Below are 19,402 nucleotides of genomic sequence, written 5' to 3'. Positions count from 1 at the left end.
GCCCGCGGCGGAGGAGGCGCGGAACCAGGGGCCCGGGGAGCGGCGGGGCCCTCCCGGTGCCCTGGTCGTCGGAAAGGTGTCCGGTTCCCTGTAAGATCTTCCGTCCGCCTTTTTCTCCGCACCTTTGGGGGCTCCTTGGGCGCGCACGGTTCCACCGAGCACCGATCCGACACTGTCCGCGACCGCGAGATCGCCGGGGAGCAGTCGCATCTCGACACCGTCTACCGGCGGTTGGAGGAGAAGCTGGCCGAGGCGGAGTACATCCTGGAGGACGCCGCCAAGCGGGTGCAGGTCGGCACGCCCGGCGCCCTCGCCGAGCGGGACGCGCAGGTGTACCGGGCCGGGGCGCACCTGCAGCGGTTGAACAACGAGTTCGAGGACTTCCTGTTCGGCCGGATCGACCTCCAGCAGGCCGACGCGCCGGAGGAGCACGGGATCCCGTCCCAGACTCCGCTGGACCCGTCCGACCCGGCCGTCGCCGAGAGCCTGCACATCGGGCGCCTGGGCGTGCTGGACGCCGAGTACGGCCCGCTGGTGATCGACTGGCGGGCCCCGGCCGCCGCGCCGTTCTACCGGGCCACGCCGCTGGAGCCGGGCCGGGTGGTCCGGCGGCGGGTGATCCGGTCGAAGGGCCGGAAGGTGATCGGCGTCGAGGACGACCTGCTCCGCCCCGACCTGGCGCCGACGCTGGACGGCGAGGAGCTGGCCGTGGTCGGCGACGGCGCGCTGATGGCGACGCTGGGCCGGGCCCGCGGCCACTCGATGCGCGACATCGTCTCGTCCATCCAGAAGGAGCAGGACGAGGTGATCCGCGCGCCCGCCGCGGGCGCGACGCTGGTGACCGGCGGCCCCGGCACCGGCAAGACCGCCGTGGCGCTGCACCGGGCGGCGTTCCTGCTCTACCAGGACCGCCGCCGGTACGCGGGCGGCATCCTGGTGGTCAGCCCGACGCCGCTGCTGGTCTCGTACACCGAGGGCGTGCTGCCCTCGCTGGGCGAGGAGGGGCAGGTGGCGATCCGCGCGGTCGGCAGCCTGGTGGACGGGATCGAGGCGTCCCGCTACGACAGCCCCGAGGTGTCCCGGATCAAGGGTTCGGCGCGGATGGTGCAGCTGCTGCGCCGGGCCGCCCGGGCGGCCCTGGAGCTGGGCGCGCCGACCGAGCTGAGGATCTTCGCCCGGGGCCGGGTGCTGCGGCTGGACGCGGGCCGGCTGAAGGCGGTGCGCGGCAACGTGGTGGGCGGCGGCGGCACGCCGCTGAACCTGCTGCGCCCGCGGGCCCGCCGCCTGCTGCTGGACGCGCTGTGGTCGGAGGCGGTCCGCGACCTGCCGAAGCCGGGCACGTACGCCGAGCGCGAGCAGCGCCAGGAGGAGCGCGAGTCCTTCGACGAGCAGGTGTCCGACGAGGCCCCGTTCCTGGCCTTCCTGGACGCCTGGTGGCCCGCGATCACCCCGCGCCGGGTGCTGGCCACCCTCAAGCAGCACCGGCACACCAACCGGATCGCCCGCCGCGCGGTCACCCCGGAGGAGGCCCGGCTGCTCGCCGCGTCCTGGCGGCACCTGGACGAGCGCGGCGCGGGCGAGCTGTCCGCGCACGACGTGGCGCTGGTGGACGAGCTGCAGGTGCTGCTCGGCGAGCCGGCCCGCCCGAAGGTGCGCGAGGTGGACGCGGTGGACCTGCTCACCGGCCTGGACGAGGTCACCACGTACGGCGAGCGGGCGTACCGCCAGCGCGAGCGCGTCCCGGAGGAGCGGCGCGAGTACGCGCACGTGATCGTCGACGAGGCGCAGGACCTCACGCCGATGCAGTGGCGGATGATCGGGCGCCGCTCCCGGATGGCGACCTGGACGATCGTCGGCGACCCGGCGCAGTCGTCCTGGCCGTTCCCGCAGGAGGCGCAGGCGGCGATGGACGAGGTGCTGGCGGGCAAGCCGCGCCGCCGGCACACGCTGACCGTGAACTACCGCAACCCGGCGGAGATCGCCGAGGTGGCGGCGAAGGTGCTGGAGCTGGCCGCTCCGGGCACCCCGTCGCCGAGCGCGGTGCGGGCCACCGGCGCGCACCCGCGGTTCGCGGCGGTCCGCGAGCCGGACGCGGCGGCGTTCGGCGCGGCGGCCCGGGCGGAGCTGGAGCGGCTGCTGGCCGAGGTGGACGGCACCGTCGCGGTGGTGGTCCCGATGGACCGCCGGGCCGAGGCGGCGGGCTGGACCGCCGGGCTGGGCGGGCGCGTGGTGGCGCTGGGCAGCCTGGAGGCCAAGGGCCTGGAGTACGACGCCACGGTGGTGGCCGACCCGACCGGCATCGCGGGCGAGTCGGAGGCGGGCCTGCGGGTGCTGTACGTGGCGCTGACCCGGGCCACCCAGCGGCTGACGGTGCTGTCCGGCCCGGACGACCTGCCGGACGCCGCGGGCGTCCCCGCGCTGCTGAAGTAGCGGCCGGGAAGACCGAAGGCCCCCCACCCGGAGGTGGGGGGCCTTCGTCACGTTGAACACCGGCCCGCCATGCTCGCCTCGCGGCAAGTGGTCCCTCGAAGGGACGAAGGTTGGGCCCGGGGGCTTGGATCGAGCCGGTGCCGTTCCAATGTAACGCATCCCTGCCGACGGGCAAGGAGAACCGGCTCCGGGCCGGTCGGTTTGTCGGATCCGCACACTCCCCGACCGTTATTTCTGGCGAGCCCTTGGTCGGTGCGACCATCGAGGTCTAGCATGCCGAGCGGCATGAACTTCAACAATTTGTTGATTCAGGAAGAAGGAACGTCGATGGCGACGGTGCCCAGCGTCTCGAACTCGATCACTGTCCGGTTGGAGGTCCCGGCCACCGGCAACGCGGTGAGCTCGATCACCACCGCGGTGGAGTCCTCCGGGGGTTCGGTCACCGGTCTCGACGTCACGGCCTCCGGCCTGGAGGCGCTGCGGATCGACGTCACCGTGGCGGCGTCCTCGGTCGCGCACGGCCAGGAGATCGTCGAGAAGCTGCGCACCATCGACGGCGTGAGCATCGGCAAGGTCTCCGACCGCACCTTCCTGATGCACCTCGGCGGCAAGATCGAGATGTCCTCGAAGCTGCCGATCCGCAACCGCGACGACCTGAGCATGATCTACACCCCCGGCGTGGCCCGGGTCTGCATGGCGATCGCGGAGAACCCGGAGGACGCCCGCCGGCTGACCATCAAGCGCAACAGCGTCGCGGTGGTCACCGACGGCTCGGCGGTGCTGGGCCTGGGCAACATCGGCCCGAAGGCCGCACTGCCGGTGATGGAGGGCAAGGCGGCGCTGTTCAAGCGGTTCGCGGGCATCGACGCCTGGCCGCTGTGCCTGGACACCCAGGACGCCGACGAGATCGTGGCGATCGTCAAGGCGATCGCGCCGGGCTTCGCGGGCATCAACCTGGAGGACATCTCGGCGCCGCGCTGCTTCGAGATCGAGGCCCGGCTGCGCGAGGCGCTGGACATCCCGGTCTTCCACGACGACCAGCACGGCACCGCGATCGTGGTGCTGGCCGCGCTGACCAACGCGCTGAAGGTGGTCGGCAAGGAGATCGGCGAGATCCGGGTGGTGATGAGCGGCGCCGGCGCCGCGGGCACCGCGATCCTCAAGCTGCTGATGGCGGCCGGCGTCGCGCACGCCACCGTGGCGGACGTCCGGGGCGTGGTCCACCGGGGCCGCGACGACCTGGACGGCAGCCTGCGCTGGATCGCCGAGAACACCAACCGCTCCGGCCGCACCGGCACCCTCAAGGAGGCGGTGGCCGACGCCGACGTGTTCATCGGCGTCTCCGCCCCGAACGTGCTGGACGGCGACGACCTGGCCACCATGGCCAAGGACGCGATCGTCTTCGCGCTGGCCAACCCCGACCCGGAGGTCGACCCGGCGGTGGCCCGGCAGACCGCCGCGGTGGTCGCCACCGGCCGCAGCGACTTCCCCAACCAGATCAACAACGTGCTGGTCTTCCCCGGCGTCTTCCGCGGCCTGCTGGACGCGCAGAGCGCCAGCGTGGACACCGAGATGATGCTGGCCGCCGCCCGGGCGCTGGCCACCACCGTCACCGACGAGGAACTGAACCCGAACTACATCATCCCCAGCGTCTTCCACCCGGGCGTCGCCAAGACCGTCGCGGCCGCCGTCCGGGACGCCGCGGTGGCCGCCCGCGGCGGCGCCGAGGCGGCCCCGGACAAGCCCACCGCGGGCATCGTCGGGACGCTCGACACCGGCGCTTTCCCGGCCGTTCAGCTCTAGTGCCGCGGCCGGGTCCGGCCCCCCGCCGGGCCCGGCTCGCGACGAGGGCGCCGGAGCCCTTGCGACACAAGGGCAAGGGGTGTGTTTGGGCTTGTCGGTGCCAGGGCGTACGGTAGCCCTGCGACGGGGAGGCGTGTCCGACAAGTACGGTACGTCCCTGGTTGCGTCACGGCGTGTCGTCCCGACCGCCGCCCGCTCCGGCCACTCCGGAGCCGACGGAGCGTCACACCTCCGTCCGGCGGGCGCTGTTCGGGTCAACCACGCCGGTTCCCGATTGGCTTTCTCAGTGCCGGTCGGGGCAGGATTCGTACCCAGGCGGGCAGTTTGCGGCGCTTCGCGGTGCGAGCCCGGCCCCTGACCACCCCTCGCCTGAACGAGCACCGTCGCGCGGACCGGCCATGCCTCCGCGCACGGCAGAGCAACAGACCACAGGAGTACACATGAACCGCAGTGAGCTGGTGGCCGCGCTGGCCGAGCGTGCCGAGGTGACCCGCAAGGACGCCGACGCCGTGCTGGCCGCCTTCGCCGAGATCACCGGCGAGGTCGTCGCCAAGGGCGACGAGAAGGTCACCATCCCCGGTTTCCTGACCTTCGAGCGCACCCTGCGCGCGGCCCGCACCGCCCGCAACCCGCAGACCGGCGAGCCGATCCAGATCGCCGAGGGCTACAGCGTCAAGGTGAGCGCCGGCTCGAAGCTGAAGGAAGCCGCGAAGGGCAAGTGACCCCCCGCAGCTGAACGCACCGGTGGCCGGCCTCCCCTCGGGGAGGCCGGCCACCGGCTTTTCCGCTTTCCCGCGCGCCGCGCTCAGGCGGTCAGCAGGACCTCGGCCACCTCGGTCGCCGACGGCAGCTCGATGTGCGCGCCCAGGTCGCGCAGCTTGTCCATGAAGTTCTCGTAGCCGCGGTTGATCAGGTCGATGCCGTGCACCGTGGAGGTGCCCTCGGCCGCCAGCGCCGCGATCAGGTACGAGAAGCCGCCGCGCAGGTCGGGGATGACCAGCTCGCCGCCCATCAGCTTGGACGGGCCGGAGACCACCGCGGAGTGCTTGAAGTTGCGCGCCCCGAACCGGCACGGGGTGCCGCCCAGGCACTCGCTGTAGAGCTGGATGTGCGCGCCCATCTGGTTGAGCGCCCCGGTGAAGCCCAGCCGCGACTCGTACACCGTCTCGTGCACGATGGACAGGCCGGCGGCCTGGGTCAGCGCCACCACCAGCGGCTGCTGCCAGTCGGTCTGGAAGCCCGGGTGCACGTCGGTCTCCAGGGCGATGGCCTTGAGCTCGCCGCCCGGGTGCCAGAACCGGATGCCCGCGTCGTCGATCTCGTAGGCGCCGCCGACCTTCCGGAAGGTGTTCAGGAAGGTCATCATCGGGATCTGCTCGGCGCCCCGGACGTAGATGTCGCCCTTGGTGGCCAGCGCCGCGCACGCCCAGGAGGCCGCCTCCAGGCGGTCCGGCAGGGCCCGGTGGGTGTAGCCGTCGAGCTCGTCCACGCCGGTGATCAGGATGGTGCGGTCGGTGCCCAGCGAGATGATCGCGCCCATCTTCTGCAGCACGCAGATCAGGTCGACGATCTCCGGCTCGATCGCGGCGTTGCGCAGCTCGGTGACGCCCTCGGCGAGCACCGCGGTCAGCAGCACCTGCTCGGTCGCGCCGACCGACGGGTACGGCAGCTCGATCTTGGTGCCGCGCAGCCGCTGGGCGGCGACCAGGTAGGTGCCCTGCGGGTGCTTCTCGATGGTCGCGCCGAACTGGCGCAGCACCTCGAAGTGGAAGTCGACCGGCCGGCCGCCGATGTCGCAGCCGCCCAGGCCCGGGATGAACGCGTGGCCGAGCCGGTGCAGCAGCGGGCCGCAGAAGAGGATCGGGATCCGCGAGGAGCCGGCGTGCGCGTCGATGTCCGCGACGTTGGCGGACTCCACGTGCGACGGGTCGAGGATCAGCTCACCGTCCTCGTCACCGGTGCGGACGGTCACCCCGTGCAGCTGCAGCAGGCCGCGGACGACCTTGACGTCCCGGATGTCCGGCACGTTGCGCAGTCTGCTGGGGCCCTGGCCGAGCAGTGCGGCGACCATGGCCTTGGGGACCAGGTTCTTGGCGCCGCGGATCTGGATCTCGCCTTCGAGCGGGTTTCCGCCGTGGACCAGCAGGACGTCGTCGGTCATCGTTCTCGCAATCCGGGTGCGCAGGGGAGGTTTTCGGCTGCGGAGTTGGGGGAAGGGCCCTTCGCCACCACTAGATGGTAGGGGGTGGACGATTGGTTGCGGTGTGCCCTAATGGTGATCATGCTGTAAGGCCGGTTCGACGGCAGTGCCACTGGGCCGGACGGGTGGCTCCCGGCCACAGCCGCCGGGTGTCCCGGGAAGGCCGGTACGGGGCATGATGTCAGACATGGAAGCGGCCCCCTCGCTCACCGGGCGACTGCTCGTGGCGACGCCCGTGCTGACCGACCCGAACTTCGCCAGGTCGGTGGTCCTGCTGCTCGACCACGACGCCCAGGGCGCGCTCGGGGTGGTCCTCAACCGCCCCACCCCGGTGGACGTCGCGGCGGTGCTGGACGGCTGGGCGCCGCTGGCCGGCGACCCGGCGGTGCTCTTCCAGGGCGGCCCGGTGGCGCTGGACTCCGCGCTGGCCGTCGCGGTCGTCCCCGGCGAGGACCACAGCGCCGCGCCGCTCGGCTGGCGGCGGGTGCACGGCGCGATCGGGTTGGTCGACCTGGAGGCGCCGCCCGAGGTGCTGGCCGGGGTGCTCGGCGGGATGCGGGTGTTCGCCGGCTACTCGGGCTGGTCGCCCGGCCAGTTGGAGGACGAGATCGCCGAGGGCGCCTGGCACCTGGTCGACTGCGAGGCGGGGGACCTCTCCTGCACCGAGCCGGACCGGCTCTGGCGGGAGGTGCTGCGCCGCCAGCGCGGCCCGCTGGCGATGCTCGCCACCTACCCCGACGACCCGCTGCTGAACTGAGCCGCCGGGTCTCCTCCTGTAGTGGCCCGGTCCCGGGCGGCCCCCATAGACTTGGCCCCCATGAGCACTCTTGAGCCCGAGCGCGGTCTCGGCACCGGCACCCTGGTCGAGCCCGTCCCGCAGACTTCGCACGGGGACGGCGACCACGAGCGCTTCGCCCACTACGTCCAGAAGGACAAGATCATGGAGAGCGCGCTCTCCGGGTCCCCCGTGGTGGCGCTGTGCGGCAAGGTCTGGGTGCCCGGGCGCGACCCGAAGAAGTACCCGGTCTGTCCGATGTGCAAGGAGATCTTCGACGGGCTGAACAACCCCGGCGGGGACGACAAGAAGGACTGACCGCGGTCACCTGCGCAGATACCCCTCAACTGGTCTATGCCAATAGGGGTGGCCCGGGGCAGGATGGGGCGCATGGACCTCATCCCCGCCCCGTTGCACGTCCAGACCGGCGCCGGTGCCCCGCCCTTCGTCCTGCACGCCGGCACCCGGATCGCCGCCGCCCCCGGCACCGAGGCCGCCGCCCGCCGGCTGCGCGCCGAACTCTCCGCCGCCACCGGATTCGACCTCGACCCGGCCCCGGCCGGCCGGGACGGCGACCTGGTGCTGGAGCTCGACCCGGAGCTCGCCGCCGAGGAGTACCGGCTGAGCGCCGGCGCCGACGGCGTCCGGCTCACCGGTGGCGGCCCCGCGGGCCTGGCGCACGCCGGGCAGACCCTGCGCCAACTGCTCGGCCCCGCCGCGTACCGCAGCGCCCCGCTGCCCGGCGCGAGCTGGACGGTGCCCGCGGTCGAGGTCCGCGACGCGCCCCGGTTCGGCTGGCGCGGCGCCCTGCTGGACGTCTCCCGGCACTTCATGCCCAAGGCCGGGGTGCTGCGCTTCATCGACCAGCTCGCCGCGCACAAGCTCAACGTGCTGCACCTCCACCTGACCGACGACCAGGGCTGGCGGATCGAGATCCGGCGCTACCCCGAGCTCACCGGGGCGGGCGCCTGGCGCGAGCGCTCGATGGTCGGCTACCGGGCCGGCGGCCGGCGTGACGACCAGCCGCACGGCGGCTACTACACCCAGGACGACCTGCGCGAGATCGTGGCCTACGCGGCCGCCCGGCACGTCACCGTCGTCCCCGAGGTCGACCTGCCCGGCCACAACCAGGCCGCCATCGCCGCCTACCCCGAGCTCGGCAACACCGACGTGGTCGACACCGCCGCGCTCGGCACCTGGACCGACTGGGGCGTCAGCGAGAACATCCTGAACCCCTCCGAGGCCACCCTGCGCTTCTACGAGAACGTGCTGGAGGAGGTGCTGGAGATCTTCCCCTCCACCTTCGTGCACCTCGGCGGCGACGAGTGCCCCAAGGACCAGTGGAAGGCCAGTCCCGCCGCGCAGGCCCGGATCGCCGAACTCGGCCTGAAGGACGAGTTCGAGCTGCAGAGCCACGTCATCCGGCACTTCGACCGCTGGCTGGCCGAGCGCGGCCGCCGGCTGATCGGCTGGGACGAGATCCTGGAGGGCGGGCTCGCCCCCGGCGCGGCGGTGTCGTCGTGGCGCGGGTACGAGGGCGGGATCGTCGCCGCGAACGCCGGGCACGACGTGGTGATGTGCCCCGAGCAGCACGTGTACCTCGACCACCGGCAGGCCGACGGCGAGGACGAGCCGGTCCCGGTCGGCTGGGTGCGCACGCTGGAGGACGTCTACCGCTTCGAGCCCGTCCCGCCGCAGCTCGACGAGGCCGCCGCCGCGCACGTCATCGGTGCCCAGGCGAACATCTGGACCGAGTTCATGAACGACGGCCGGGACGTCGACTACAAGGCCTTCCCGCGGCTGGCCGCGTTCGCCGAGGTCGCCTGGTCCGACCTGCCCCGCGACCCGGCCGCCCGCGACTGGGCGGGCTTCGAGCGCCGGATGGCCGGCCACTACCCGCGCCTGGACGCGCTCGGCATCGAGTACCGCCGCCCGGAGGGCCCGCGCCCCTGGCAGCGCAAGCCCGGCATCGTCGGCCGCCCGCTGGCCGGTCCGCCCGGACCGTCCGGTGCGGGCACCGCCCCGTGAGCCCGCGGAGCCGGTGACGGAGAGTCAGGGAGGGGGAACTCCGGGCGCGGCCCGATCGTCGTGACCAGGTGAACAACCGATCACCTCGGACACGCGCCGATCGCGGCCGCGTCCGGAGTTGTCCCGAGTTGTTCGGACCTGTCCGTGACCCGGGAAGTGATCAGCGGTCTTTGTGTGCCAGAGTTGCCCAACCCGCACCGATCGCCCGTACCCTACGGGCGGCAGGCCGCACTGCAAATGGAGCACGGTGGGAACCTGGTGAACCGGACGATCATGTTGCCGGCCTCGGTCGACGAGGCCGTCGAAGCGCTCGCCGCCACCCCGGGGGCGGTACCGGTGGCGGGTGCCACCGACCTGATGGAGGCCGTCAACGCGGGGCGGCTGCGGCCCGCCGCACTGATCGGACTCGGCCGGATCACCGAACTGCGCGGCTGGCGCTACGAGGACGGCGGCACCGCCGTCCTCGGGGCCGGGCTCACCCACGCCCGGATGGACCGCCCCGACTTCGCCGCGCTCATCCCCGCCCTCGCCGACGCCGCCCGCACCGCGGGCCCCCCGCAGGTGCGCAACGTCGGCACCCTCGGCGGCAACATCGCCACCGCGGCCCCGGCCGGCGACACCCTCCCGGTGCTCGCCGCCCTGGAGGCCACCGCCACCCTCGCCCGGGCCGGCGCCGTCCGCGACGTACCGGTCAGCCACCTGCTCACCGGCCTCGACCCGCTGCGCCCCGGCGAACTGCTCACCTGGGTGCGGGTCCCGCTGCTGCACGCCCCCCAGGTGTTCCTGAAGTCCAGCGGCCGCAGCGGCCCGGCCCGCGCCGCCGCCTCCGTCGCCCTCGTCCTCGACCCCGCCCGGCGCGGCGTGCGCTGCGCCGTCGGCGCCGTCGCCCCCGTCCCGCTGCGGCCGCTGGAGGCCGAGAGCTGGGTGGCCGGCTGCATCGACTGGGACGCCCGCGGCGCCGAGGGCGCGGTGCTGATCGACCCCGCCGCGCTCGTCGCCTTCGGCGAGTACGTGGCCGGGGCGTGCGTCCCCGAGGGCGGGGCACACGGAGAGGGGGCGGGCGCGGACGCGGCCCGCCTGCGGCGTACCGTGGCGGTGCTGGCCCGCCGGGCACTGGGAAGGGCGCTCAAGTGACGGACGAACTGCTGAACCACCCCGGGGCGCTCACCGGCGACGTGCGCCCCACCGCCTCGTACACGCTGCGCGTCAACGGCGTCGAACGGCCCGTCACCGACGCCTGGATCGGCGAGAGCCTGCTGTACGTGCTGCGCGAGCGGCTCGGCCTGGCCGGCGCCAAGGACGGCTGCGAACAGGGCGAGTGCGGGGCCTGCTCGGTCCAGGTCGACGGGCAGCTGGTCAACGGCTGCCTGGTGCCCGCCGCGCTCGCCGCCGACAGCGAGATCGGCACCGTCGAGGGCCTGTCCGGCGCGGGCGGCGCCAGCGACGTCCAGCAGGCGCTGGCCGACTCCGGCGCCGTCCAGTGCGGCTACTGCACCCCCGGCCTCGCCATGGCCGTGCACGACCTGCTGCAGCGCAACCACCGGCCCGGCGAGGTCGAGGCCCGCCAGGCGCTGTGCGGCAACCTGTGCCGCTGCACCGGGTACCGGGGCGCGCTCGCCGCCGTCCAGGCCGTCGCCGACGCCCGCGAAGCCGCCCTGGAAGCCGAACTCGACGCCGCCGAACAGGCCGCCGCCGCGGGCCCGGCCGCCGAACAGCCGGCCCCGGCCGCCGCGCCCCCGCCGCAGCCCGACCAGGGCGGCGAGCTCCCGCTGTACGCCGACTCCGAACTCTGGCACGAGGCCGACCAGCTGATCCCCGCCCAGCCGCAGGGCGAGACCCCGCGGGCCGGCGGCTACGCCTACCCGCCCACCCCGCCGCACGGCACCGCCGTCCCGGCCGACTGGCAGCACGGCCCCGCGGGCACCGACCCGTTCGGCACCGCCCCCGCGGGCACCGACCCGTTCGGCACCGCCACCTACCAGGACGCGGGCGCCTACGACGGCACCGTCTACGCCACCGACGGCTACGGCGCCCAGTACCCCGGCTACGACGCCACCCCCGCCCACGGCATCCGCCTCCCCGAGGACGAGAACGCATGACCTCCGCCACCGAGCTCCCGGCGGCCGCCCCCGCGGACCACGAGACCGGCACCACCGGCCTCGGCACCTCCCCGCTGCGCACCGACGCCCTCCCCAAGGCGCTGGGCATCTACCCCTACGCCGCCGACCTGTGGGCCGAAGGACTGCTGTGGGGCGCCGTGCTGCGCTCCCCGCACCCGCACGCCCGGATCGTCTCGGTGAACACCGCCCCCGCCCTCGCCATCCCCGGCGTGCACGCCGTGGTCACCGCCGCCGACCTGCCCCCGGGCCCCGACGGCACCCCCGACGGCGCCCCCGCCGGCACGGTCACCGCCGACCGCCCGGTGCTCGCCGCCGGCGTCGTGCGCCACCACGGCGAGCCCGTCGCCGCCGTCGCCGCCGACCACCCCGACACCGCCCGGCTGGCCGCCGCCTCGATCCTGGTCGAGTACGAGGTGCTGGAGCCCGTCACCGACCCCGAGGCCGCCTTCCACGCCCCCCCGCTGCACCCCGACGGCAACCTGCTGCGCCACCTGCCGCTGCGCACCGGAGACCCGGACGCGGTCGGCGAGATCGTCGTCGAGGGCCTCTACCAGGTCGGCCGGCAGGACCCGGCCCCGATCGGCGCCGAGGCCGGACTCGCCGTGCCCCGCCCCGACGGCGGCGTCGAACTGCACCTGTCCTCCACCGACCCGCACGGCGACCGCGACCGCACCGCCGCCTGCCTGGGCATCGACCCCGACCGGGTCCGCCTGGTCGTCACCGGCGTCCCCGGCGCCAGCAGCGACCGGGAGGACCTCTCCTTCCAGGTCACCCTGGCGCTGCTCGCGCTGCGCACCGGCCGGCCGGTCAAGATGACGCTCACCCGCGCCGAGTCCTTCCAGGCCCACACCACCCGGCACCCCGCCCTGCTGCGCTACCGCCACCACGCCGACGCCGAGGGCCGGCTGGTCAAGGTCGAGGCGCAGATCCTGCTCGACGGCGGCGCCTACGCCGACGTCTCCGCCGAGGCGCTGGCCTCCGCCGTCGCCTTCTCGGTCGGCCCCTACACCTGCCCCAACGTGTTCGTCGACGCCTGGGCGGTGCGCACCAACAACCCGCCGGCCGGCCGGATGCGCGGCGAGGGCGCCCTGCAGACCTGCTTCGCGTACGAGTCGCAGCTCGACCAGATCGCCCGGCAGCTCGGCGTCGACCCGGTGGAGATCCGCCGCCGCAACGCCATGGCCACCGGCGACCCGCTGCCCACCGGACAGGCCGTCACCTGCCCCGCCCCCGTCGCCGCGCTGCTCGACGCGCTCGACGGGGCCCCGCTGCCCGCCCTCCCGCTGGACGACCCGGAGGCCGACTGGCTGCTGCCCGGCGGCCCCGGCGGCGCGGGCGACCCCGCCGCGGTGCGGCGCGGCATCGGCTACGCGGTGGGCATGGTGCACATGCTCGGCGCCGAGGGCGAGGACGAGGTCTCCACCGCGACCGTCCGGGTCTCCGGCGACCACGCCACCGTGATCTGCGCGGCCGTCGACTCCGGGCAGGGCTTCGCCACCCTCGCCCGGCAGATCGTGCAGTCGGTGCTCGGCGTCAGCGAGGTGTACATCGCGCCCGTCGACTCCGACCAGTCCGCGGCCGGCCCGTCCGCCCGCGGCCGGCACACCTGGGTCTCCGGCGGCGCCGTCGAGCGGGCCGCGCTGATGGTCCGCCACCAGATGCTGCAGCCGATCGCCGCCGACTTCGGCATGTCCGTCGAACTGCTCACCATCAACGACGGGAAGATCACCAGCTACGACGGCGTGCTCGGGATGCCGGTCAGCGAGGCGCTGGAGGGCCGCGAGCTCTGGGCCACCGCCCAGTGCCGGCCGCACCCCACCGAGCCGCTCGACCCCGAGACCGGGCAGGGTGACGCGTTCGTCTCCATCGCGTTCTGCGCGATGCGGGCCGTCGTCGACGTCGACATCGAACTCGGCGCCGTCCGGGTCGTCGACGTCACCGTGGCCCAGGACGTCGGCCGGGCGCTCAACCCCCGGCAGATCGAGGACCGGATCGAGGGCGCCGTCGCCCAGGGCGTCGGCCTCGCCCTGCTGGAGAACCTGCGCACCGAGGGCGGCGTGCCCGTCAACGCCTCGCTCACCGGCTACCGGCTGCCCACCGCGCTGGACACCCCCGACGTCCGGATCGCCGCCCTGCTGGAGGAGCGCGACGTGGTCGCCCCGTTCGGCGCCAAGGCGGTCAGCGCGGTGCCCGCCGTGGTCGCCCCCGCCGCGGTCGCGGCCGCCGTCCGGGCCGCCACCGGGCTGCCGGTCGGGCGGCTGCCGATCCTGCCGGAGGACGCCACCGTCCTGGCCTGACGGCCCCCGCCCGCGACGGGCGGGGGCCGCGGCCCGGGCCGTCGGTCAGCGGCGGACGGACGCCGTGGCGCGGACGTGCGCCGCCCAGGCCGACTGGAACTGGTCCAGGGGCTGCCCGGTCGCCGCGGCGATCTGCTGCTCGTACTCCTTCGGCCGGGTGTACTGCGCCGCCACGAACCCGCAGACCTTGGCGTCCCCGTACTTCGACGCCATGTACCGCAGCGCGTCACCGGCCAGCGCGTAGTTCGCGGAGCGCCGGGCGGCGTCGAAGGAGTAGAAGTCCTCCCCGTCGCCGGGCAGTTTCCCGTCGAAGGACACCTGCTTCACGACGGCCAGGTCCTCGCGGGCCCGGTCGTCCTTGCCGCGCAGCGCCATGTACTCGCCGAAGCCCTCGGCGACCCAGTCCTGCCGGCGGTCCGTCGGCGCGTACGTCCCGTCCGAGGAGACCAGCGTGGCGACGGTCGCGTGCGCCATCTCGTGCCGGCCGATGTTCGTCACGCCCTCCTGCCACTGCTTGCCCGTGAAGCGGCCGTCGGTGGTGTCGATCACGATCCGGCTGCCGCCGATCACCGGCCGGCCCGGGTCGGGCTGCGCCGAGGACGACGCCCAGACCGACATGTTGACGCCGGCCTCCAGGCTGTCGTCCGGCTTCCCGTCGCCCTGGTACAGCTTGTTGTAGACGTCCCGGTTCTTCTCCAGCACCACGAAGAAGCCCTCGGCCCCCTTGGTCTTCCCGGTCGGCGCCGGCGCGCACTTCTGCCAGGCGTCCAGGTCGTCCTTCGCCGCCCGGGCCAGGACGTCCGCGTCCCGGTTCAGCTCGGCCTCCTGGCCCTTGTCGGACATCACCACCAGGTGGTCCCGGACCTGCACGGACAGCTCGTCGTACGCGTCCCACGGGGACGGGTAGTAGCCGTCGCTCATGGTCTTGCCCCGGTTGTCGGTGGGGCCGCCGACCTCGGTGACCACCTCCGCGCCCTCGGGCACCGCCGTCTCCGGCCCCGCCCCGGTCGCCTTGGTGTCGGGGCCCAGGACCCTCCACTCGTAGCGCTCGCTGATCGGGTAGTTGTCCACCCCCTTCACCTGGTGCACGAAGTCCACCGTCAGCCGCCCGTCGATCACCAGGCTGCTCTCCCAACGGGCCGTCGCCCAGGGGATCTTGACCAGGTTGCGGAACACCTTCCGCTGCTTCTCCTTGGTCGCCCCCGCCGCGAACGGCTTGACGAACGCCTCCTCGTCCTTGGCCGCCAGCGCGTCCGTCAGCCCCTTGGTGAGCTTCTGCCAGGGCTCGGTGTCGGACTTCAACGCGTCCATCTTCGGCGGCTGCCGGACCGCGCGCAGCACCACCACCCCGCCCACCGCGACCCCCAGCAGCACGACCAGCGACACCCCCAGGCAGGCCAGCGTCCGCCCCGCCCCACCCCGCCGGGGCGGCGGTGGCGGCTGCTGCCCCGGCACCCCGTACGGCGGGAACTGCTGTACCGGGTAAGGCTGTTGCTGCTGGTACGGAGCCTGCTGGTACGGAGCCTGCGGATACGGCTGCTGCTGGTAGGGCGGCTGGCCCGGCGCGGGAGCACCGGGCTGCGGCGGGTACGTCACGAGATCCCCCTGGGTGAACGACGCGCCATTCATAGCACAGCCCCCCACCACCCCCACCGGCCGCTTTCCCCGCCCACCGCCGGACCCTCCGTGGGCGATGCGACCGGTCTCCTCCCGCGCGGGGGCGGCCGACGGGGAGTCATGGTCCGGTGAAATGTAGCGGTCCCGTCACGGGCGGCCGTGTCCGGCCGGGTGACGGACGATACGATCGGAACCGTCCCGCGTTCCGGGGGCGTTGCTAGGGCGGACGGGCTGTCGACCGACGGGGTGTGTGATGAGGCTGACCAGACTGGCGGGCGTGCTCGGCGCGACGGCCCTGACAGCGGGCACGCTGTTCACGTCGGCGCCGGTGGCGTCGGCGGACCAGGTGCGGGACGCGCAGTGGGTCAACCAGTACTTCGACTTCGACAAGGTGTGGTCGATCACCAAGGGCGACGGCGTGACCGTCGCGTTGATCGACACCGGGGTGAAGCCGGACCACCCGGACCTGGCGGGGTCGCTGCTGCCCGGGTACGACCCGGACGGCAACGGCCGGGAGACCAATCCGACGGAGGACCACGGGACGGGCATGGCGAGCCTGATCGCCGCCCACGGCCACGGCAACGGCGAGGGGATGCTCGGCCTCGCGCCCGGTGTCAAGATCCTGCCGATCTACCGGGGCGAAGGTGGATCCATGCAGGACGGCATCAAGTGGGCGGTCGAGCACGGTGCCAAGGTCATCAACATCTCCCAGGTCACGCCGGTAGGAGCGGACGACGGCTTTGCCGAGGTAGTGGCATACGCCCTCCAACACAAGGTGTTGGTCGTGGCGGGTGCCGGCAACGACGCGGGACCGGTCCGAACTCCCGCGAACGTCCCCGGCGTGCTGGCAGTCGGTGCGGTGGACAAAAACCAGCAGGTCTGGGCGAAGTCGAACTACGGCCCCGAACTCATGCTGACCGCACCAGGCGTGGACATCGTGATGGCCGGCATCGGATCGGGCACCTGCACCAAGCAGTACTGCAAGGCCGACGGCACCTCGGACGCCACCGCGTACGTCTCCGCCGCGGCGGCCCTGGTCTTCGCCAAGTACCCCGACCTGACGCCGGGCCAGGTGGCGAACCGGCTGGTGAAGACCGCCGCCGCCCCCGCCGGAGCCGCCAAACTGCCGGACGCCCACTACGGCTACGGCATCGTCCAGCCGTACAAGGCGCTGACCGCGAACATCCCGGCCGGACCGGCGCAGGGCCCGCTGGCCGCCGCCGGTGCCGAAACCGCCCCGTCCGCCGGAGCCGAGACCTCGAAGGGCTCGGGCAGCGGCGGCGCGGACACCGGCAGGGCCCCCTCCCCGGGAGCCTTGCCGAACGTCAAGCAGTCGTCAGGATCGTCCCTGCCACTGATCCTGGGCATCGCCGGCGCCCTGCTGGTGCTGCTCGTCGTGGTCATCGCGCTCGCCGTGGCGAGCAGCCGCAAGCGCAACCGCGCACAGCAGTTGCCGCCCCAGGCCGGTGCCCCGGGCCCGTACGGCGCCCAGCCGGGGTGGCCCCCGGCCCAGCCGCAGTACGGCCAGCCCGGTCAACAGCCGTACGGCCAGTCCGCACAGCAACCGTACGGCCAGCCGGGGCAGCAGCCCCCGCCGCCGTATGGCTACCCGCCCCAGCAGCAACCGCCCTACGACAACCCGTACCAGGGCGGAAACCAATCGCGTTGACGGTGTGTCAGTACACCGCCCAAGCGCGATACGATCGAACGCTCTGGCTTGACGGACAACCCGACAGCCGGAGCAGCATCACGGGGAAGTTTTCGACACTCCAGGGGGAGAGGGCCTCGTGTCCGACGGATACAGCGTGAACCCTGCAGAGCTGGAGGCAGTCGTCAAGCGACTGCGGGCCCTCCAGCAGAACATCAGCACCTGCGGGACGAACACCAAGTACAAGACAGACATCACTCCGGACGCCTTCGGCGGCAACTTCGCCGAAGCCCGGGCGCTGTACGCCGCGCACGGGAACATGCAGGCGTTCCTGACGCAGACGATCTCGTCCATCGACGCGCTCATCAACGAGTACGGCGACAAGACCCAGCTCGTCCACGACCGTTACGTGGGCCGCGAGGACGACGGCCAGGCGACCATGACCCAGATCCAGGCGAGGTGAGTCAGAGATGGCCCAGAGGACTCAGTTCGACAACTACGCCCTGATCCCGCTCAAGAACATGGTCAGCGGCTCGAATCCCGGACTGATCAAGGAAGTCGGGCAGCACTGGCAGAACGTGCACCAGGAGCTGATGCAGGCGGCCGCGGATCTCCAGGCGGCGATCGAGCACGCCACCGCGAACTGGACGGGCGCCGCCGCGCAGGGCTTCGCGGCGAAGGGCGCGCAGATCCAGCAGGGCATGACCGCCACCGCCGCGCACGCGCAGAACACGTCCGTCGCGATGAACTACGCGGGGGAGGCCCTGGAGCAGACCAAGTCGACCATGGACCGGATCAAGGTCCCGAGCTTCATGGACCGGGTCGGCAAGACCCTGTCCGACGGCTTCGCCAGCTCGGACGCCGGCTTCAAGCGCGACCTCGCCTCGGGCATGAACCGGATCGACGCGGTCAACAAGAACGCGGAGGACCTGTCCGCCACCGAGGTCGCGCACCAGTACGCGATCGGCGTGATGGAGCACCTGAGCCCGCAGTACATCGAGGCCGTGAAGCTCCTGGGTGACGGCAGTGTCTCGGAGCCGTCGCAGAACTTCCCGCCGGACCCGCCGACCACGGTCGCGCCTCCCGGCCACACCCCGCCGAGCATGCCGACCCCGAAGTACCCCGAGGGCGTGCCGCCGCAGCAGCCGACGCAGCCCACGCAGCCGGGTCAGTCTCTGCCGGGGATCAACCACCCGGGCCTCCCGGGCATCCCGAACCAGCCTGGGCTGCCCGGAGTCCCCCCGCTCTCGACCCTGCCCGCGCCCGGGCAGCTCCCTCCGGTGCACTCGCCGGGGACGGGGATCGACGGGATCGACCTGCCGCCTTCGGTGGGGGTGCCGATCGGCCCCGGTGTCGGGACGCCCGGCGGCGTCGGCACGCTGCCCGGAGTCGGTTCCGGCGGCGGTGGCGCCGGCGGTGGCGGCGGGATCGGCGGTGCCGGGTACCTGCCGGGGATCGGCGGCAGCGGGTACGTGCCCGGTGGCGGCGGTCTCGGCGGTGGCGGCCGGGTGACCGGCGGCGGCCTGGCCGGGACGGGCGGTGCCGGTGGCGGTCGGACGGCGGGCTCCGGCTCGACGGGTTCGGCGGGCCGCGGTGTCGCCGGCGGTGCGGGCGGCGGTGCGGGGGCCGGCGGCGCGAGTGCCGCGGGTGGCCGCGGGGCCGCGGGCGCCGGCGGGATGGGCGGCATGCACGGCGGTGCCGGTGGTGGCGCGCGGGGCGGTGCCGGCGGCAAGAGCGGCGGCAGCGGCCTGGTGCGCAAGGCCGGCGGCACGGTGGGCGGGGCCAAGGCCGGCGGTGCCGGTGCGCGGGCGTTCACCGAGGGCGGTTCGGGCATCGGGAAGGGGCGCGCCGCCGGACAGGCGGGCGCGGCCGGGATGCACGGCGGCACCGGCGGTGCGAACAGCAAGAAGAAGAACCAGAGCAACCGCCCGGACTACCTCGTCGAGGACGAGGACACCTGGCGCGGTGGCGAGGCGAACCCCGGCGTCATCGAGTAGGCGGACGGGGTGGCCGGCGGGCGCCGGCGGTGGTCCTGGGGGGCCGCCGCCGGCGCCCGCCGCCGTCGTACGGCCGGAATTCCCGGGGCCGTCGGAAATCCGATAACGCCGACGGAAAAGGAAAACGGCAGCGGAATTCACCGGTCGCCCGTCCGGGAAGGAGGGGTGACCGGTGAATTCCGGGTGGAGACCATGACGGGAATCGAACCCGTGTAAACCGCTTTGCAGGCGGTTCCCTAAGCCACTCGGGCACATGGTCAGGCGTGGGGCGAGGCGGGACGGCGGGCGTCAACGGGCCTGCGGAGAAGGGCGGCTGCGACTCAGGCGCAACAGCGACAGGAACACGCGCAGCCGGGACAGGGGGCACAGGTGCGGGGCGCCGCGAGGGCCACCGTCTTCCTGTTCATCGCCGTCTCCTGTCGCCGTAAGGGCTGCGCCGGTTCGTTCCGGTGAATTCACTATAGCGGGCGGAAGCGGGGCGGCGTCA

The 19,402-nt window shown here is 73.6% G+C and carries 14 protein-coding genes and 1 tRNA gene; 12 read left to right on the top strand and 3 right to left on the bottom strand.

The genetic code is table 11. From position 1 onward, the window contains the following. Positions 1–135: 135 nt before the first annotated feature. The 3 genes from OO48_RS24610 (at position 136) to OO48_RS24600 (ending at position 4,955) form a co-directional block, all read left to right on the top strand. Positions 136–2,430 carry a HelD family protein gene (locus OO48_RS24610; RefSeq protein ID WP_033219934.1) on the top strand — a complete coding sequence of 765 codons (2,295 nt, stop codon included), beginning with the start codon at positions 136–138 and terminating at the stop codon, positions 2,428–2,430. A gap of 327 nt (positions 2,431–2,757) precedes the next feature. Next, complete coding sequence (locus tag OO48_RS24605) at positions 2,758–4,233, top strand: NAD-dependent malic enzyme (RefSeq protein ID WP_033219932.1); 1,476 nt, start codon at positions 2,758–2,760, stop codon at positions 4,231–4,233. Positions 4,234–4,673: 440 nt separating this feature from the next. Next, complete coding sequence (locus OO48_RS24600) at positions 4,674–4,955, top strand: HU family DNA-binding protein (RefSeq protein ID WP_030459611.1); 282 nt, start codon at positions 4,674–4,676, stop codon at positions 4,953–4,955. 83 nt (positions 4,956–5,038) lie between these two features. Here the strand turns inward: OO48_RS24600 and murA are convergent, their stop codons facing one another. Next, positions 5,039–6,394, bottom strand: a complete 1,356-nt coding sequence (gene murA, locus OO48_RS24595; RefSeq protein WP_033219930.1) for a UDP-N-acetylglucosamine 1-carboxyvinyltransferase — start codon at positions 6,392–6,394, stop codon at positions 5,039–5,041. Between the two features lie 217 nt (positions 6,395–6,611). Here murA and OO48_RS24590 point away from each other — a divergent pair, with 217 nt between their 5' ends. The 6 genes from OO48_RS24590 (at position 6,612) to OO48_RS24565 (ending at position 13,653) form a co-directional block, all read left to right on the top strand. Next, complete coding sequence (locus OO48_RS24590) at positions 6,612–7,190, top strand: YqgE/AlgH family protein (RefSeq protein ID WP_033219993.1); 579 nt, start codon at positions 6,612–6,614, stop codon at positions 7,188–7,190. A gap of 60 nt (positions 7,191–7,250) precedes the next feature. Next, positions 7,251–7,526: a DUF3039 domain-containing protein gene (locus OO48_RS24585; protein ID WP_030459614.1), complete on the top strand. Its 276-nt coding sequence runs from the start codon at positions 7,251–7,253 to the stop codon at positions 7,524–7,526. A 72-nt stretch (positions 7,527–7,598) separates the two neighbouring features. Then, entirely contained in the window at positions 7,599–9,236 is a 1,638-nt protein-coding gene (locus OO48_RS24580) for a beta-N-acetylhexosaminidase (protein ID WP_033219928.1), read from the top strand. 237 nt (positions 9,237–9,473) lie between these two features. Continuing rightward, a complete protein-coding gene (locus tag OO48_RS24575; RefSeq protein WP_033219926.1) occupies positions 9,474–10,370 on the top strand; it encodes an FAD binding domain-containing protein in 897 nt (298 codons plus the stop codon). Next, positions 10,367–11,335 (top strand): (2Fe-2S)-binding protein, encoded by a 969-nt coding sequence (locus tag OO48_RS41230; RefSeq protein ID WP_425338576.1) that lies wholly within the window; start codon positions 10,367–10,369, stop codon positions 11,333–11,335. The genes OO48_RS24575 and OO48_RS41230 overlap by 4 nt, the downstream gene beginning before the upstream one ends. After that, the gene (locus OO48_RS24565) at positions 11,332–13,653 is read left to right on the top strand and encodes a xanthine dehydrogenase family protein molybdopterin-binding subunit (protein ID WP_033219924.1); all 2,322 of its coding nucleotides are present in this window, start codon (positions 11,332–11,334) and stop codon (positions 13,651–13,653) included. The genes OO48_RS41230 and OO48_RS24565 overlap by 4 nt, the downstream gene beginning before the upstream one ends. Before the next feature lie 45 nt (positions 13,654–13,698). Here OO48_RS24565 and OO48_RS24560 read toward each other — a convergent pair whose 3' ends face one another. Further along, on the bottom strand, positions 13,699–15,249 hold the full coding sequence (locus OO48_RS24560; protein WP_081952347.1) for a hypothetical protein: 1,551 nt from the start codon (positions 15,247–15,249) through the stop codon (positions 13,699–13,701). Between the two features lie 274 nt (positions 15,250–15,523). Between OO48_RS24560 and OO48_RS24555 the strand changes: the two genes are divergently transcribed. The 3 genes from OO48_RS24555 to OO48_RS40795 all read left to right on the top strand — a co-directional run bounded on the left by OO48_RS24555 (position 15,524) and on the right by OO48_RS40795 (position 18,915). Next, a complete protein-coding gene (locus OO48_RS24555) occupies positions 15,524–16,939 on the top strand; it encodes a S8 family serine peptidase (RefSeq protein WP_051732688.1) in 1,416 nt (471 codons plus the stop codon). 136 nt (positions 16,940–17,075) lie between these two features. Continuing rightward, on the top strand, positions 17,076–17,381 hold the full coding sequence (locus OO48_RS24550; RefSeq protein ID WP_157845526.1) for a hypothetical protein: 306 nt from the start codon (positions 17,076–17,078) through the stop codon (positions 17,379–17,381). 7 nt (positions 17,382–17,388) lie between these two features. Next, positions 17,389–18,915, top strand: coding sequence for a WXG100 family type VII secretion target (locus OO48_RS40795; RefSeq protein WP_051732686.1), 1,527 nt, complete (start codon positions 17,389–17,391; stop codon positions 18,913–18,915). A 184-nt stretch (positions 18,916–19,099) separates the two neighbouring features. Here the strand turns inward: OO48_RS40795 and OO48_RS24540 are convergent. Then, positions 19,100–19,174: transfer RNA gene (locus tag OO48_RS24540), tRNA-Cys, on the bottom strand. Positions 19,175–19,402: the final 228 nt, after the last annotated feature.

The organism is Kitasatospora phosalacinea, from assembly GCF_000716545.1.
Lineage (GTDB): Bacteria > Actinomycetota > Actinomycetes > Streptomycetales > Streptomycetaceae > Kitasatospora > Kitasatospora phosalacinea.
The sequence above is the reverse complement of the archived record's forward strand: the minus strand, read 5'-3'. Positions and strand labels throughout refer to the sequence as shown.

Coding starts and splice junctions, on each gene's coding strand:
- OO48_RS24605 (WP_033219932.1), top strand. CDS start 2,758: ATGGCGACGGTGCCCAGCGTCTCGAACTCGATCACTGTCCGGTTGGAG.
- OO48_RS24600 (WP_030459611.1), top strand. CDS start 4,674: ATGAACCGCAGTGAGCTGGTGGCCGCGCTGGCCGAGCGTGCCGAGGTG.
- murA (WP_033219930.1), bottom strand. CDS start 6,394: ATGACCGACGACGTCCTGCTGGTCCACGGCGGAAACCCGCTCGAAGGC.
- OO48_RS24590 (WP_033219993.1), top strand. CDS start 6,612: ATGTCAGACATGGAAGCGGCCCCCTCGCTCACCGGGCGACTGCTCGTG.
- OO48_RS24585 (WP_030459614.1), top strand. CDS start 7,251: ATGAGCACTCTTGAGCCCGAGCGCGGTCTCGGCACCGGCACCCTGGTC.
- OO48_RS24580 (WP_033219928.1), top strand. CDS start 7,599: ATGGACCTCATCCCCGCCCCGTTGCACGTCCAGACCGGCGCCGGTGCC.
- OO48_RS24575 (WP_033219926.1), top strand. CDS start 9,474: ATGGAGCACGGTGGGAACCTGGTGAACCGGACGATCATGTTGCCGGCC.
- OO48_RS24565 (WP_033219924.1), top strand. CDS start 11,332: ATGACCTCCGCCACCGAGCTCCCGGCGGCCGCCCCCGCGGACCACGAG.
- OO48_RS24555 (WP_051732688.1), top strand. CDS start 15,524: ATGAGGCTGACCAGACTGGCGGGCGTGCTCGGCGCGACGGCCCTGACA.
- OO48_RS40795 (WP_051732686.1), top strand. CDS start 17,389: ATGGCCCAGAGGACTCAGTTCGACAACTACGCCCTGATCCCGCTCAAG.